Consider the following 15,776-nt stretch of genomic DNA (forward strand, 5'->3'; position numbering starts at 1 on the left):
CCACTACTTTATGAATCAGTTTTTACGAAAACTTATAGTGTTTTTAGTAATATCATTTGCTGTTAACCTACAAGCTCAAGACAAAAAAGAAATAACCTTTACCGCTGTAAACGAGCCAATTTTAGACATTCTGTCTGAAATTGAAGCACAGTTTAATGTTCAGTTTTATGTGATTGAAGATTGGATAAAAGATCAAAAGACAAGTGTTGTAAAAGACACATATACTTTAGAGGCATTACTTAAAGAGGTTTTAGATGATACACCACTAAACTTTTACAAATACTCGGAAGATAAAGTTGTTTTAATAAAAAACAACTCTATCGTAAGTGAACTGCCTAAAGGCTTTGTTGTAGATAGTTTAAAGCGAAACAACACACAAGCAAACCCCATTTTTGCTGAAGAGTTTAACCAAGACATTACAGATGGAAATGTTATTACAATTGGAAAAAGATCTTCTGCTAGAGTTGGTAGTGAGTATGAGCTAACAGGTTATATTAGAGATTCTAAAACAAACGCAGGTATAGATAATTTGGTTATTTCTGCTAATGATAAATCTATTTATACTACTACAGATGCTAACGGATTTTACACCTTAAGGTTACCAGCAGGTCAACATAGGGTAGAAACTTCTGGATTAGGATATGGTTTAGAGTCTAAAACAATAGTACTGTATGGTAGTGGTTCTTTAAATTTTAATTTAGTTGAAGATGCTCAGCTTTTAAAAGAAGTTATTATTGAGTCTAATAAAAGTGAAAACATTAGAGAAGCAACCGTTGGTATTTCCAGAATTAACTTGAAGGAAATAAAAACTATTCCATTAGTATTGGGAGAAAGAGACGTACTTAAAGTAGCAGTAACATTGCCAGGAATACAAAAAGCAGGTGAAGGCTCTATAGGTTACAATGTTCGTGGAGGTAGAGCAGATCAAAACTTAATTTTATTAGATGATGCTGTTATTTATTCACCATCTCACTTTTTAGGATTTTTCTCAGGAATTAACCCGTTTACAACAGGATCTGTAGATATTTATAAAGGAAACATTCCAGCAGAGTTTGGAGGTCGTTTGTCTTCTGTTTTCGATATTGAAACAAAAGCTGGAAATAAAGAAAAGATTTCTGGAGAAGGATCAATTGGTCCAGTAACAGGTAACTTAACATTAGAGGTGCCTGTTGTAAAAGATAGATCGTCTATACTTGTTGGAGGTAGAGCAACCTATTCTGGCTGGATATTAAGATCACTTTCTGAAGAATCTTTAAAAGATAGTGAAGCTTCATTTTACGATGGTATCATTAATTATAATGATAAAATTAACGACAAGCACCAAGTAAAAGCATCTGTATATTATAGTGATGATAAATTTAGTATTACATCAGATTCTTTATATAGGTATAATAATGCATTAGCTTCAGTAAACTATACACACCAATGGAATGATAAGAAGAAAGGCGAATTAATTCTTTCTCACAGTAACTATCAATTCGAAATAGATTTTGATGCCAATAGTGATAAAGACTTCTTGTTTGATTATACCATAAATGAATCTCAGTTAAAATATAACCTTAACCATAAAATAGATCCTAAGCATACCTTATTATATGGTGGTGCTGCAAAATACTATAATATAGATCCAGGTAATATTGAAGGTAAAGGAGAAAGCTCGACAATTCAGCCTTTATCCATACAAAGTGAACGGGCTGTGGAGTCTGCTATCTTTTTATCTGATGAGTATGAGGTTAATAAGAAGCTTCAGTTAAATTTAGGATTACGTTATTCTCACTATGCAAACCTAGGTCCATCTGTACAACGTGAATACCAAGATGGAGCGCCTAAAAATGAAAGTACAGTAGTAAGTGAAAACACATATGATGATAATGAAGTTGTAGAAACCTATGGTGGTTTAGAATACCGCTTTTCTGGACGTTACTTCCTTACGCCAGAGCTATCTTTAAAAGCTGGTTATAATAGGACATTGCAATACATACACTTGCTGTCTAGCAACACCACAATATCTCCTACAGATACTTACAAGCTTTCAGACTTAAATATAAAGCCTCAAAAAGCCTCTCAATTTTCTTTAGGAGTCTTTAGAAACTTTGATGATCAAGACTTGGAAGTAAGTTTAGAAGGTTATTACAAATCTTTAGATGATATCTTAGATTATAAAACCGGCGCTAACCTTACATTAAATGAAAATATAGAAACAGAACTTTTGCAAGGTGAAGGTCAAGCTTATGGGGTTGAGTTCTTATTGAAAAAGAAAAAAGGTAATTTAAATGGGTATTTTGGGTATACTTATTCTAGAACCTTCATAAAATTAGATAGTGAAAATCCAGATGAGCGTGTAAATAATGGAGAGTATTTTCCTGCAAACTATGATAAGCCGCACGATTTTTCTCTAGTTGCAAACTATAAAATAACACAGCGTTACAGTGTTTCATTTAATGCATCTTACCAAACAGGACGACCAATTACATATCCTGTAGGAAAATTTGAATTTGCAGGAGAAGAGCAAGTCGTGTACAGTGATAGAAATGACTTTAGAATACCAGATTATTTTAGACTAGATATAGGATTTAATATAGAAGGTAATCATAAGAAAATGAAATTAGCTCACAGTTTCTGGAACATATCTATATACAATGTATTGGGTAGAAACAATCCATATTCTGTGTACTTTGTAAACGATAATAAGGAAATTAAAGCGTACCAAACATCTATTTTCTCTGTGCCAGTACCTACAATTACTTACAACTTTAAATTTTAAGGATGTTTTTAAAACAAAGCATACCAGGAAAAATATATCTTATGAAATTAAAAGAAACATATACTAATTCACTTAAGCTAATTGCAGTTTTGGGAATACTTTTCTTAGGAATTAGTTGCCAAGATGAAATCCCATTAGAAACCTTCGACTTTGAAACGTTGTTAGTGGTTGAAGCTACCTTAACCGATGTAAATGAGATACAACAAATAAAACTCTCTCAAACAGTTGAACTTAACTCTCAAGAGTCTGCATATGTAGATAATGCGAGTGTTGTTGTGACAGCATCTAATGGTCAAAGTTATTCATATACATATGATGTAGATGGTATTTACGTCTCTACAGAAGCTTATGCAGCACAGCAAGACCTTACTTATACATTAACTATAAATGTAAACGGTAAGACCTGTACTTCTTCTGCGCAATCACTGCCAGCAACAGCCCAAATAGATTCTGTTTTTGTGGAGCCAGCTGTTAAGAACGATGTTCAAGGATTGCAAATTTTTGTAAACTCTACAGGGTCAAGTGATCAAGTAAATTACTTTAGGTATGAATACGATGAGACATATAAGGTAATAGCTCCAAGCCATTCAGATCAAGATATAGATATTCAGAACCTGGATAATACAGTTAATGGGTTTGAGTATGATATAGTAATAACAGAAAGAGAACAGGAAGAGCGAGTGTGTTATAATACAGCACCTTCATTCGGTATTAGAATCTCATCTACTTCAAATGTTACAGGCGCATCTGTTAACAATGTTCCGGTTCGCTTTATAGCAAATACAGATCCTATAATACGAGAGCGGTACAGTATATTGGTAAAACAATATTCTCAAAGTATAGAAGCGAATTCATTTTATAGAATTTTAAACGACTTTGGAAATTTAGAAAGTTTCTTATCTCAAAATCAGCCAGGATTTGTAGTAGGAAATATTAATAATGAAGCAGATGAAGATGAAAATATTATTGGCTTTTTTGAAGTTGCCAGTTACACCGAAAGTCGCATTTTCTTTAACTATGAAGATTTTAATTTAACACGTCCAGATTACTTTTTTGAATGTGAAGAGATATTATTAAGCTACAACGATAACTCTGCTCAAGATGGCGATCGTAATGAGCGTAACTTTATCATACAGCTTGTAAATTCAGATTTATATACATTGGTAAACTTTCAGTTTCCAGAAGTAACTCTTGTAAGGCCAGAATGTGGCGACTGTACAACTATAGCTAACTCTAACGAAATACCAGAATTTTGGGAAGAATAATACAAACAACATTACAATTTTGTTTGCTGCTTATAATTAGCAGTAGTACAATACAAGCACAGCAATTAGCAAAAGAGTGGCCAGAAGAAACGGTACACCTTACTAGTAATTCTCAGACTTTTCTTGCAGGAGAAAAGCTGTTATACTCGTGTGTATTAACAAATAATAACGAAACTAGTTACTTGAGTAAAGTGCTTTACGTTGAGTTATTTGATGAGACAAACACAAGCATCTTTAAGCATAAGCTACAAGTTGCAAACGGTAAGGCAAACTCAGACTACTTTATACCTACAAGTTTATCTACAGGACATTATAAATTGGTAGCCTACACTATGTTATCTCAATATAATGCAAAACAACCTTTTGCAGAAAAGGATGTTTATGTCATAAATACGTTTAAAACATATAACAAACCGGAGCGCAGTACAGCAACTATAGCATACGATTCTGTAGTAAAGGGTTCAAAAACCTCTGTAGTTTCAATAGAGACTTCTACTTCAACATTAAATAAGAGAGATGAGCTTACTATAAATGTAATGCCTAAGAAAGATGATATTTTGTTTGCATCACTTTCAGTTAGAGAAGATCTTCCAATTAAAGTTAATGAAGATACAAATGCCGATAACATACAACCAATAACAAACTATAACGCTATTCCAGAATTAAGAGGAGAAATTATAAGTGGTACAGTTTCTGGCCCAAGTGGCAATTTACAAGATGTAAATGTGAGTTTATCTATGCCTGGCGAAGATTTTATTAACTTACAGGCTATCACAAATACTAGCGGAAAATTTTATTTCGTGTTAAATGCGCCATATAAATCTCAAAATGCTGTGGTAAGTATAAATGAGGCTAGTTTTCCAAATGCTTCAATCAACTTAGATGACAAAGCATTTAAATTTAAAAATCAGTTAAATTATAATACTGTGGCTGTAAGTGAGACTGTAAACTCTTGGTTGCTTCAAAAAAGTATAGACCTACAAATTGAGAATGCATTTTATGAAGCAAAGAAAGACACAATCTTAGAGCCTAAATTTTCAGATAAATTTTATGAGCCTTTGGGAGAAACCTTTGTGTTAGATGAATATACACGTTTTGGTACTGTAAGAGAAACTTTTATTGAGGTTATAAACCTTGCGGGTTTTAGAAAAACAGATGATGGTTATAACCTTCTTGTATATAATTATGACAATGAAGATGAAACTGTGAGCCAATCTGAAGAACCACCTTTAATTTTGATTGATGGTTTTAAGCAATACAATACCAAAGCCTTAATTAACTTAGACCCTTATACAATAGAAAATATAACTATTGTGCCAGAGCAATATAGACGAGGTAGTCAAATTTATAATGGTGTGGTGTCTGTAGTTACTAAAGAAAAAGACTTTTACCCAAATACTTTAGATGCTTCAGCTAAAGAGATTACATTACAAGCATTGGAGTACGATAAGTCATACTTTACACCAAACTACAAAGAAAATTCAGAAAAGAATATACCAGATTTTAGAGCTCAACTTTTTTGGAAACCATCAATTCCTTTAAAGCCTACTACATTTAAAGTTGTAACGGCAGATAAAACGGGTCGCTATGAAATAAATGTCTCAGGATTATTAAAGAATGGAGAGCCTTTTGAAAATGTTATCTATGTTGAGGTGCAAGAAAAATAAATAACCCTAATCTTTTTAAAAATCCTATTTTAACGAGTAGGATTTTTTTATTCGATATAAATATAGTCACCTTCACAAAATTAATATGGTAGTTGTCTATAAAATTTATACAACTTTATAAGGTCTTGAATATTCCAAAACAACAGATTTCCATACCTTTGCAGAACAATTAAAATAACCAAATAAAATATAATAATATGAAAGTTACCGTAGTAGGTGCAGGAGCAGTAGGTGCAAGTTGTGCCGAGTATATTGCTATAAAAGATTTTGCTAGTGAAGTTGTCCTTTTAGATATTAAAGAAGGTTACGCAGAAGGAAAAGCGATGGATTTGATGCAAACAGCATCTTTAAACCATTTTGATACCAAAATAACAGGATCTACAAGTGACTATAGTAAAACTGCAAATAGTGACATAGCTGTAATTACTAGTGGTATTCCTCGTAAACCAGGTATGACTCGTGAAGAGTTAATAGGTATAAATGCTGGTATTGTTAAAGATGTATCTTCTAACATAATAAAACATTCACCAAACGTAATTATCATTGTGGTTAGTAACCCAATGGATACGATGACATATTTAGTACATAAAACTACAGACCTACCAAAGAACAGAATTATTGGTATGGGTGGCGCATTAGATAGTGCACGTTTTAAGTACCGCCTAGCAGAAGCTTTAGAAGCACCAATTAGTGATGTAGATGGTATGGTAATAGGTGGTCATAGTGATAAAGGTATGGTGCCTTTAACACGTTTGGCAACACGTAACTCTGTATTAGCTTCAGAATTTTTATCTGAAGACCGCTTAAATCAAGTTATGGAAGACACTAAAGTTGGTGGAGCAACATTAACAGGTCTTTTAGGTACATCTGCTTGGTACGCGCCAGGAGCAGCAGTATCTGCTTTAGTACAAGCAATTGCTTGCGACCAACAAAAAATGTTTCCTTGTTCTGCATTGTTAGAAGGAGAATATAATTTAAATGATATCGCTATCGGTGTTCCGGTTATATTAGGTAGAAACGGTATTGAGAAGATTGTAGAGATAGATTTAAGTGACGCTGAAAAAACTAAACTTACAGAAAGCGCAGAAGCTGTTAAGAAAACAAATGGCACATTAGAATTTTAAGCAAGTCTTAATAATTTTAGATACAAGCCTGTTATATAGTAATATATAGCAGGTTTTTTTGTGAATAACATCACCAAAGAAATTATTGGCTATTCCTAACTGAAACCCTATATTTGTCCGTTTTTTAAAATAAGAGCACATTTAGCCGTGCAACTAGGCTAAAGTCAATAAATTATCGAATAATGCAGAACAAAGGATTAATTAGAGTATTTGCCATTTTGTTTGGGTTGGTCTCTCTGTACCAACTTTCATTTACTTTTTTTACTAACAAGACAGAAAGCGATGCAGAAGCATTTGCAAAGCAACAAATTAGCGAGAGTACAGAAAACTACTCTGCTCTTCGTGAAGAGGTAGAAACTCGTTATCTAGATTCTATAGGAAACGAAGAAGGTTTCTTAGGGATGACTTACAATGAATCTAAGGATAAAGAACTTAATAAAGGTCTTGACCTTAAAGGTGGTATAAACGTTATTCTTCAAGTTTCTGTAAAAGATATCTTAAGAGGTTTATCTAATAACTCTAAAGATCCAGCATTTAACCAAGCCTTGGCTAATGCAGACGAAGCTCAAAAAGATGCTCAAGACGATTATATCGATTTATTTCTTGAAGCATTTAATGACATTCCAGATGCAAGATTAGCATCTCCAGATATCTTTGCTAATAAAACACTTAGCGACGAGATTAACTTCGAGATGTCTAATGCTGAAGTTGCAACAGTATTAAAGAAAAAAATTGATGAAAGCATTGTTTCTGCTTTCGAGGTATTACGTAAGCGTATAGATAAGTTTGGGGTTACACAACCAAACATTCAACGTTTAGGAGAATCTGGACGTATCTTGGTAGAATTACCAGGAGCTAAAGATGTAGACCGTATAAGAACACTATTACAAAGTACAGCTCAATTGGAATTTTGGGATGGATTAGTAGGCTCTAATTTTGGTCAGTTTTTAGTTGATGCAGATGCTTACATAAAAGAAACTCAAACAACTTCTACTGAAATTGAAAATGCAGAGCAAGTAACAGATTCTACTGAAACTGCTGCAGGAGATGATTTAGAAGATTTATTAGCTGAAGAAAACGACTCTACAGAAGTTGCATCAGGTAATAACCCATTATTAGAACTTATAGTAGCACCAGGTTACCAAGGTGGTCCTGTAATAGCTGTTTTTAACGCTAAGGATACTGCTAAAGTTAATAGTTATTTAAAGAAACCTCAAGTAAAAGCATTATTACCAGCAGAACAGAAATACACTAAATTTCTTTGGGGAATAGAAGATGAGAATGGTTTAGTGCAGTTATACGCTGTAAAAGGAAACCGTGATAATGAGCCAGAACTAAGTGGAGGTGTTGTAACAGATGCTGCACAGGTATATAACCAAGCTGGTCAAGTAGCAGTTTCTATGCAAATGAATGGAAAAGGAGCTAAGATCTGGGAAGAAATGACTGGTCGTGCTTACCAACAACAATCTACAATAGCAATTGTGCTTGATGATGTGGTTTACTCTGCGCCATCATCTACAAGTGGTGCAATTTCTGGAGGTCGTACAGAGATCTCAGGAAGCTTTACTGTTGCAGAAGGACAAGATTTAGCAAATGTTTTACGAGCAGGTAAGTTACCAGCATCAGCAGATATTATACAGAGTGAAGTAGTAGGACCATCATTAGGGCAAGAAGCAATTGATAGTGGATTAATGTCATTTGTGATAGCATTGTTATTTGTATTAGTTTGGATGATATTCTATTATGGTCGTGCAGGAGCTTATGCAGATGTTGCTTTAGTTGTAAACATTTTATTCATATTTGGAATTTTAGCAGGATTAGGAGCGGTATTAACCTTACCAGGTATTGCAGGTATAGTATTAACAATAGGTATATCGGTTGATGCCAATGTACTTATTTTCGAACGTATTAGAGAAGAGTTAGCAAAAGGAAAATCTCAGAAAGACTCTATTAAAGATGGTTTCAATAATGCACTATCTTCAATTTTAGATGCAAACATTACAACAGGTCTAACAGGTCTTATATTATTAGTATTTGGTACAGGACCAATTAAAGGTTTTGCAACAACGTTATTAATAGGTATTGCAACATCATTATTTACTGCAATTTTCATTACAAGATTATTTATTGACGGTTATGGTAAAAATGGAAAATCATTAGCATTCTCAACACCAATCACTAAAAAATGGTTCCAGAACGTAAATGTAAACTTCCTTAAAAAACGTAAAATTGCTTATGTAATTTCTGCAGTAATTATAGCTGTAGGCTTAGGATCTTTATTTACACAAGGATTAGATCAAGGTGTTGATTTTGTTGGAGGACGAACTTACACAGTACGTTTTGATAAAGATGTAGATGCTAACGAAATTGAGCAAGACTTAATTGCAACTTTTGAAAGTGCAGAGGCTAAGACATTAGGAGCAAATAATCAATTAAAGATTACAACTAAGTACAAGGTAGAAGAAACAAGTACAGAAGTTGATAATGAAATACAGGAAATGCTTTATAACTCGCTAAAGCAAAACCTTCCTCAAGGCATGACTTATGAAGACTTTAAGCAAGAATCTTCAGATAAGGAAGCTGGTTTAATGAGTAATTACAAAGTAAGCCCTACAATTGCAGATGATATTAAACAAGCTTCTGTTTGGGCTGTTTTAGGATCACTGTTAGTAGTATTCCTTTATATCTTATTACGTTTTAGAAGATGGCAGTTCTCTTTAGGAGCTGTTGCTGCTGTATTCCACGATGTATTAATTGTATTGGGTATATTCTCATTAACATACAAGTTTATGCCTTTTAATATGGAAATAGATCAGGCATTTATTGCTGCCATACTTACAGTAATAGGTTACTCTTTAAATGATACGGTAGTTGTCTTTGATAGAATACGTGAGTATTTTAATGAAAATGAACAATGGCCAATGTCTAAGATTATAAATAGCGCATTAAGTAGTACTTTGAGTAGAACGTTAAATACCTCTTTAACAACGTTAATAGTGTTACTAGCTATATTTATTTTCGCCGCTCCACTTAGAGGCTTTATGTTCTCATTAATAATAGGTGTAGTAGTTGGTACTTATTCTTCATTATTTATTGCAACTCCAGTAATGTTTGATACAGTTAAAAAACGTGGTATTGATCTTAAGTATAAAGAGAAGGAAGAACTTGAAAATGATGCTACAGTTTAAGTAGTTTATTTTTAATAGTATAATTTAAAAGAGCCTTGCAACTTGCAAGGCTTTTTTTTGTTTAGTTATATACTTTTAACTAATGGGTGTAATAATAATGATTACAGCAGTTTCAGCAAGTTGAAACCTTAATACCTAACAAGCTTTAATAAACACTTTAGAGTTTTATAATTTAAATATGAAGAGTATTAATAAAACTTTAATACCAAATCATCTATACGACATGAAAAAAAGCCTAGAGATATAAACTCTAGACTTTTATAAGTTATTAAAAAAAGCTATACTTATTTAGAAGCTTTATCTACAGTAATTCTTTTATCTCTATTAGCAACTTCCCAAGCTGTTAAGAAGATTAACTTTGTTCTTTTTGCCAGTAAATCATAGTTAATTTTATCTGGTGTATCTGTTGGTTGATGATAATCTTCGTGAACACCATTAAAATAAAATATAATAGGGATATTATTTTTCGCAAAATTATAATGATCACTTCTATAGTAAAATCTATTAGGATCATTTTCGTCATTGTAAGTATAGTCTAATTCTAAGTTTACATATTTAGAATTTACCATTTCACTTAGTTCGTGTAATTCTGTTGAAAGTTTATCAGAGCCTATTAAGTATACATAATTATCATTACCTTCTTTACCTTCACCAATTCTACCAATCATGTCAACATTTAAATCGGCAACTGTGTTTTTCAAAGGGAAAATAGGATTTTCTGTATAAAACTTTGAGCCATACAGACCAATTTCCTCTCCAGTAACGTGTAAGAACAAAATACTTCTTTTAGGTGTATAACCATCCTTAACTGCTTTTTGAAAAGCTTGAGCCATTTCTAGCAGCGCTACAGTACCGCTACCGTCGTCATCAGCGCCATTATATATTTGACCATCTTTTTTACCGACGTGGTCTAAATGGGCAGATAAAACAACAATTTCTTCAGGCTTTTCGCTTCCTTTTATAAAAGCTACTACATTTTCACTTGATTTAATGTTTCCTCTAAAATAGCTCTCTGGAATTTCCTGAAAGTAATCGTTATCGCCTAACGGACTCGGAATGCCCAATTTTACATAATTTGATTTTAAATAGTCAATAGCTTTTTTTTGCCCTGGTTCACCTGTATTTCTACCTTCAAATTCATCTGAAGCATAAATAAATAAATGCTCTTTCAGATCATTAGGTGTTATAGTTTCAGAATACTTTGTTGGATCTGCATTTTCAAGGCTTTTTTGAGCACCTCCACAACTTGATAAAATTACAAGTCCTAATAACAAAAATGTTTTTTTCATAGTTTTTAAATTAATTTATAGGATTAAAGATAAACAATACTTTAAAGAGAAAATATAGAGTAAAATATTTTTTTTCAAAAAAAAGGAATAGTGCTTTTATGTATTAAAAAAAGATATTATATTTGCACTCGCTATTGGAGAAATGGCAGAGTGGTCGAATGCGGCAGTCTTGAAAACTGTTGAGGGTCACACCTCCGGGGGTTCGAATCCCTCTTTCTCCGCAACTAAAAACCTACGATATTTTTTATCGTAGGTTTTTTGCTTTTATTTAATAATTGGTGTCAACATTTCTTTATACATTTAAATAAAAAATGTTATCAGTTATTCAAATTCCTAAAGAAGTACCGCATCCTGTAAACAATTCTGCAATAGATTTAAGTAATCCAGCAGATTTAATATTATATGTTGTTTTACCAATACTTTGCGTAGTCTTATATTTTATTTACAGAAATAAGCGAAAAAAATAAACCCTAAAGAAAACTTTAGGGTTATGATAAATTATTTAATGTATAATTATTATCGCTTAATTGTCTGCGTTCTGTCTGGACCGACTGAAACAATTTTAATTGGAACTTCTAACTCATCCTCTAAGAAGTTTATATAATCATTTAATGCATCAGGCATTTGTGAAGCTTCTGTCATTTTTGTTAAGTCTGCTTTCCAGCCTTTCATTTTTTTATAAACAGGAGTTACATTTTCTGCTTCTATATTAAATGGAAGATGTTGTATTTCTTCTCCTTTATATTTATAAGCTGTACAAACTTTAAGATGATCAAAACCGCTAAGTACATCACCTTTCATCATCATTAATTGTGTTACACCGTTTACTTGTACTGCATATTTAAGAGCTACAAGATCTAGCCATCCACATCGTCTTGGGCGTCCTGTTGTAGCTCCAAATTCATTACCTACTTTAGCCATTGTTTTGCCATAGTCGTCAAATAATTCAGTTGGAAACGGGCCAGAGCCTACACGAGTAGTGTATGCTTTAAAAATTCCAAATACATCTTTAATCTTGTTTGGTGCAATACCTAAACCGGTGCAAGCTCCTGCGGCAGTTGTATTAGATGATGTTACGAAAGGATAGGTTCCAAAATCAATATCTAATAAAGAGCCTTGAGCGCCTTCAGCTAATATAGATTTTCCTTCTTTTTGAGCTTGGAACAAATATTCTTCAGAATCAATAAACTGTAATGATTTTAAAACCTCTACAGCTTTAAAAAATTCTGTTTCTAGTTCAGCTAAATCATATTGAACATCTACATTATAGAAGTTAATCATAGCTTCATGCTTATCTGCTAACTTTCTGTATTTATCTTTCCAGCCGTCTAATTCTAGATCTCCTATGCGTAAACCGTTTCTTCCAGTTTTATCCATATAGGTTGGACCAATTCCTTTAAGGGTAGACCCAATCTTTGCTTTTCCTTTTGAGGCTTCAGACGCAGCATCTAATAACCTATGTGTAGGCAGTATTATGTGAGCTTTTCTAGAAATTAAAAGTTTAGATTGTAAGTCTAAATTAAATTTTTCAAGATTGTCTAATTCTTTTTTAAATATTACAGGATCTATCACAACACCATTACCAACTAGGTTAATTGCTGTTTCATGAAAAATTCCTGAGGGTATGGTATGCAGTACATGTTTATGGCCATCAAACTCTAAGGTATGACCAGCATTTGGACCACCTTGAAAGCGAGCGATAATATCATAATCTTTTGTAAGGACATCTACAATTTTTCCTTTTCCTTCATCGCCCCATTGTAGGCCGAGTAGCAAGTCTACTGCCATAAGTATTTATTTAGTTTGGTTTTTGGTTCCGTAAAAGTATAGTGAGTGTTTATCTATAGAAATATCAAATACTTCTTCGATAGTTTGTTTGATAGATTGAATTCTAGGATCACAAAATTCTATGACCTCACCAGTATCCGTAAGTATAACGTGATCGTGCTGTTTGTCAAAATATGATTTTTCATATTGTGCATGACCATTGCCAAATTGGTGTTTTCTTACTAAACCACAAGCCATTAAAAGCTCTATAGTATTGTAAAGTGTTGCACGGCTAACACGATATTTTTTATTTTTCATTTTAATGTAGAGTGACTCTATATCAAAATGTTCTTCACTATCGTAAATTTCTTGAAGAATGGCAAAACGCTCTGGTGTCTTACGATGACTGTTGTCTTCTAAGAACTTGGTAAAAACGTTTTTAACAACCGCTTGGTCGTTTTGGTGTGAGTTTGATATTTCCATAATAAGGACACAAATTTAGTCATTATTCACGGGTAACTTTGTCGATGCCGTTAATTTTTTTAAGGTTATCCATAAGTGCCTTGAGTATGGTTTTATTTTTAACGACAACCGTGATTTTACCTGAGAAAATTCCATCGTCACTATCAAAACTTATATGTTTCATGTCTACGTGCATTTCTCTGGAAATTTCTTTAGTGATAGTGTTTACAAGACCTAAATTATCTATACCAGTTAATTTTATAATTGCTCTAAAGTCTTCTTGTGTTGAGTCTATCCACTTAGCAGATATTATCCTATAGGCGTAATTACTTTGTAATTGAATTGCATTTGGACAGTTGTTTTTATGAACTTTTATACCATCACTAACTGTAATAAACCCAAAAACAGAATCTCCAGGAATAGGATTGCAACAATTTGCAATTTTGTAATCCATTTTCTCTTCTTCCTTTCCAAATACTAATAGGTCATAATTAGTAGTAATTTCATCCTTATTAATATCTTGAGAAGAAGGTTGTCTTTTTATTTTATTTTTAAAGAATGATACTAAGGCATTACTGCGCGATGCCGCAAATTCTTTTAAGCTATGATTATCTATACTACCATTTCCAACTCGGTAAAATAAATCTAAACTTGTTTTCAGTTTAAAAAATACAACTAGCTCATTTATAGTTCTTTCATTTAAAGGAATTTTTTGAGCTCTAAGTTTTCTAGTTAAAACAGCTTTTCCTTCTTCGGCAAGTTCTTTTTTAGATTCCTTTAATGCGCTTTTAATTTTACTACGTGCTCTCGCTGTAGTGGCATAATCTAACCAGTTGGAGGTTGGTTTTGCACTATTAGAGGTTATAATATCTACTTGGTCTCCACTTTTTAAGGTATGGCTTAATGGTACTAATTTACTATTTACTCGTGCGCCTCTTGTTTTTAAACCTACTTCTGTATGAATGCTGAAAGCAAAATCTAATGGAGTTGCACCTTTAGGGAGCGATTTTAAATCTCCTTTAGGCGTAAATACGAATATTTCTTTTGAGTATAGGTTAAGTTTGAACTCTTCAACAAAATCAACAGCATTACTTTCGGTGTTTTCTAAAGCATCTTGTAATTTGTTAAGCCATTGCTCTAATTCTTGCTCATTTGTTTCACCTTGCTTGTATTTAAAGTGCGCAGCATAACCTTTTTCTGCAATCTCATTCATACGCTGGCTACGTATTTGAACTTCAACCCAACGGCCTTTAGGTCCCATTACAGTAATGTGCAATGCTTCATATCCGGTAGATTTTGGTGAAGAGATCCAATCGCGAAGTCTAACAGGATTAGGTCTAAAATGGTCTGTAACTATTGAATAAATTTTCCAAGCTAAGAATTTCTCGTTGGCAGAATCACTTTTATAAATAATACGAACGGCAAACTTATCGTAAACCTCATCAAAGCTTACGTTTTGCTTTTCCATTTTAAGCCTAATAGAATGTATAGATTTTGGGCGTCCTTTAATTTCGTAATTTAAACCTTCTGCGTTAAGTGAATTTTCTATAATGTTTGAAAACTCTCTAATATAATCATCCTGTTCTTCTTTAGTCTCTTTTATTTTATCGTGAATATCTTGATAAACATCTGGTTCAGTATATTTTAAACTTAAATCTTCTAATTCAGTTTTAATTTTATATAAACCAATTCTATGTGCTAAAGGTGCATAAATGTATAAGGTTTCAGAGGCTATCTTAACTTGTTTATCCGCTCGCATACTTTCCATAGTCTGCATATTATGTAAGCGGTCTGCTATTTTTATAATGATCACACGAACGTCATCATTAAGTGTTAACAGCATTTTTCTAAAATTTTCTGCTTGCAATGAAACGTCTGTTTCGCTTTCTAAGCTTGAGATTTTAGTTAGGCCATCTACAATACGAGCAACGGTTTCTCCAAACATTTTTTCAATGTCTTCTGAAGTATATGTAGTGTCTTCAACGACATCGTGAAGAAGAGCAGCAGCAATTGAGGTGGCATCCATACCAATCTCAGATGCAACTATTTTGGCAACGGCTATTGGATGAAAAATATAGGCTTCGCCAGATTTTCGGCGTTGTTCCTTATGGGCATCTACGGCAACTTCAAATGCCTGCCTAATAAGTTTCTTGTCTTCTTTGGAGAGCATTCTATAACTAATGCGAAGTAATTTTTTATACTCACTCGCAATTGCAATGTTCTCTTGTTCTATTTGTAAGTCTGTCATCA

Annotated in this window: 10 protein-coding genes and 1 tRNA gene; 7 read left to right on the forward strand and 4 right to left on the reverse strand. The window is 33.0% G+C overall.

What is annotated here, in order from left to right; all coding sequences use genetic code 11:
• The first annotated feature begins 10 nt into the window (after positions 1 to 10).
• The 5 genes from CL818_RS01300 to secDF all read left to right on the forward strand — a co-directional run bounded on the left by CL818_RS01300 (position 11) and on the right by secDF (position 10,008).
• On the forward strand, positions 11 to 2,764 hold the full coding sequence (locus CL818_RS01300) for a TonB-dependent receptor (RefSeq protein WP_272974301.1): 2,754 nt from the start codon (positions 11 to 13) through the stop codon (positions 2,762 to 2,764).
• 41 nt (positions 2,765 to 2,805) lie between these two features.
• Positions 2,806 to 4,029: a DUF4249 domain-containing protein gene (locus CL818_RS01305; RefSeq protein ID WP_272974300.1), complete on the forward strand. Its 1,224-nt coding sequence runs from the start codon at positions 2,806 to 2,808 to the stop codon at positions 4,027 to 4,029.
• A complete protein-coding gene (locus CL818_RS01310) occupies positions 4,017 to 5,696 on the forward strand; it encodes a hypothetical protein (RefSeq protein ID WP_286971215.1) in 1,680 nt (559 codons plus the stop codon). The genes CL818_RS01305 and CL818_RS01310 overlap by 13 nt, the downstream gene beginning before the upstream one ends.
• 197 nt (positions 5,697 to 5,893) lie before the next feature.
• Positions 5,894 to 6,820, forward strand: coding sequence for a malate dehydrogenase (gene mdh / locus CL818_RS01315; protein WP_013187494.1), 927 nt, complete (start codon positions 5,894 to 5,896; stop codon positions 6,818 to 6,820).
• Between the two features lie 182 nt (positions 6,821 to 7,002).
• Positions 7,003 to 10,008, forward strand: coding sequence for a protein translocase subunit SecDF (gene secDF / locus CL818_RS01320; protein WP_272974298.1), 3,006 nt, complete (start codon positions 7,003 to 7,005; stop codon positions 10,006 to 10,008).
• 284 nt (positions 10,009 to 10,292) lie between these two features.
• Here secDF and CL818_RS01325 read toward each other — a convergent pair whose 3' ends face one another.
• On the reverse strand, positions 10,293 to 11,297 hold the full coding sequence (locus CL818_RS01325) for a M28 family metallopeptidase (RefSeq protein WP_272974297.1): 1,005 nt from the start codon (positions 11,295 to 11,297) through the stop codon (positions 10,293 to 10,295).
• A gap of 136 nt (positions 11,298 to 11,433) precedes the next feature.
• On the opposite strand from CL818_RS01325, the gene CL818_RS01330 reads away from it, so the two are divergent.
• Together CL818_RS01330 and CL818_RS01335 are read left to right on the forward strand one after the other, a co-directional pair.
• A tRNA-Ser gene (locus CL818_RS01330) sits at positions 11,434 to 11,518 on the forward strand.
• A gap of 90 nt (positions 11,519 to 11,608) precedes the next feature.
• Entirely contained in the window at positions 11,609 to 11,764 is a 156-nt protein-coding gene (locus tag CL818_RS01335; protein WP_013187497.1) for an adenylosuccinate synthetase, read from the forward strand.
• A gap of 49 nt (positions 11,765 to 11,813) precedes the next feature.
• Here CL818_RS01335 and CL818_RS01340 read toward each other — a convergent pair whose 3' ends face one another.
• Genes CL818_RS01340 through CL818_RS01350 form a run of 3 tightly spaced genes read right to left on the reverse strand, consistent with a single transcriptional unit; the run spans position 11,814 to position 15,774 of the window.
• Complete coding sequence (locus CL818_RS01340) at positions 11,814 to 13,085, reverse strand: adenylosuccinate synthase (RefSeq protein WP_272974296.1); 1,272 nt, start codon at positions 13,083 to 13,085, stop codon at positions 11,814 to 11,816.
• Positions 13,086 to 13,091: 6 nt separating this feature from the next.
• Positions 13,092 to 13,547, reverse strand: a complete 456-nt coding sequence (locus tag CL818_RS01345; protein ID WP_013187499.1) for a Fur family transcriptional regulator — start codon at positions 13,545 to 13,547, stop codon at positions 13,092 to 13,094.
• A 22-nt stretch (positions 13,548 to 13,569) separates the two neighbouring features.
• Complete coding sequence (locus CL818_RS01350; RefSeq protein WP_013187500.1) at positions 13,570 to 15,774, reverse strand: RelA/SpoT family protein; 2,205 nt, start codon at positions 15,772 to 15,774, stop codon at positions 13,570 to 13,572.
• Between the last annotated feature and the right edge of the window lie 2 nt (positions 15,775 to 15,776).

The organism is Croceibacter sp., assembly GCF_002716225.1.
Taxonomy (GTDB): domain Bacteria; phylum Bacteroidota; class Bacteroidia; order Flavobacteriales; family Flavobacteriaceae; genus Croceibacter; species Croceibacter atlanticus.

Coding starts and splice junctions, on each gene's coding strand:
- CL818_RS01345 (WP_013187499.1), bottom strand. CDS start 13,547: ATGGAAATATCAAACTCACACCAAAACGACCAAGCGGTTGTTAAAAAC.
- mdh (WP_013187494.1), top strand. CDS start 5,894: ATGAAAGTTACCGTAGTAGGTGCAGGAGCAGTAGGTGCAAGTTGTGCC.
- CL818_RS01340 (WP_272974296.1), bottom strand. CDS start 13,085: ATGGCAGTAGACTTGCTACTCGGCCTACAATGGGGCGATGAAGGAAAA.
- CL818_RS01325 (WP_272974297.1), bottom strand. CDS start 11,297: ATGAAAAAAACATTTTTGTTATTAGGACTTGTAATTTTATCAAGTTGT.
- CL818_RS01350 (WP_013187500.1), bottom strand. CDS start 15,774: ATGACAGACTTACAAATAGAACAAGAGAACATTGCAATTGCGAGTGAG.
- CL818_RS01305 (WP_272974300.1), top strand. CDS start 2,806: ATGAAATTAAAAGAAACATATACTAATTCACTTAAGCTAATTGCAGTT.
- secDF (WP_272974298.1), top strand. CDS start 7,003: ATGCAGAACAAAGGATTAATTAGAGTATTTGCCATTTTGTTTGGGTTG.
- CL818_RS01335 (WP_013187497.1), top strand. CDS start 11,609: ATGTTATCAGTTATTCAAATTCCTAAAGAAGTACCGCATCCTGTAAAC.
- CL818_RS01300 (WP_272974301.1), top strand. CDS start 11: ATGAATCAGTTTTTACGAAAACTTATAGTGTTTTTAGTAATATCATTT.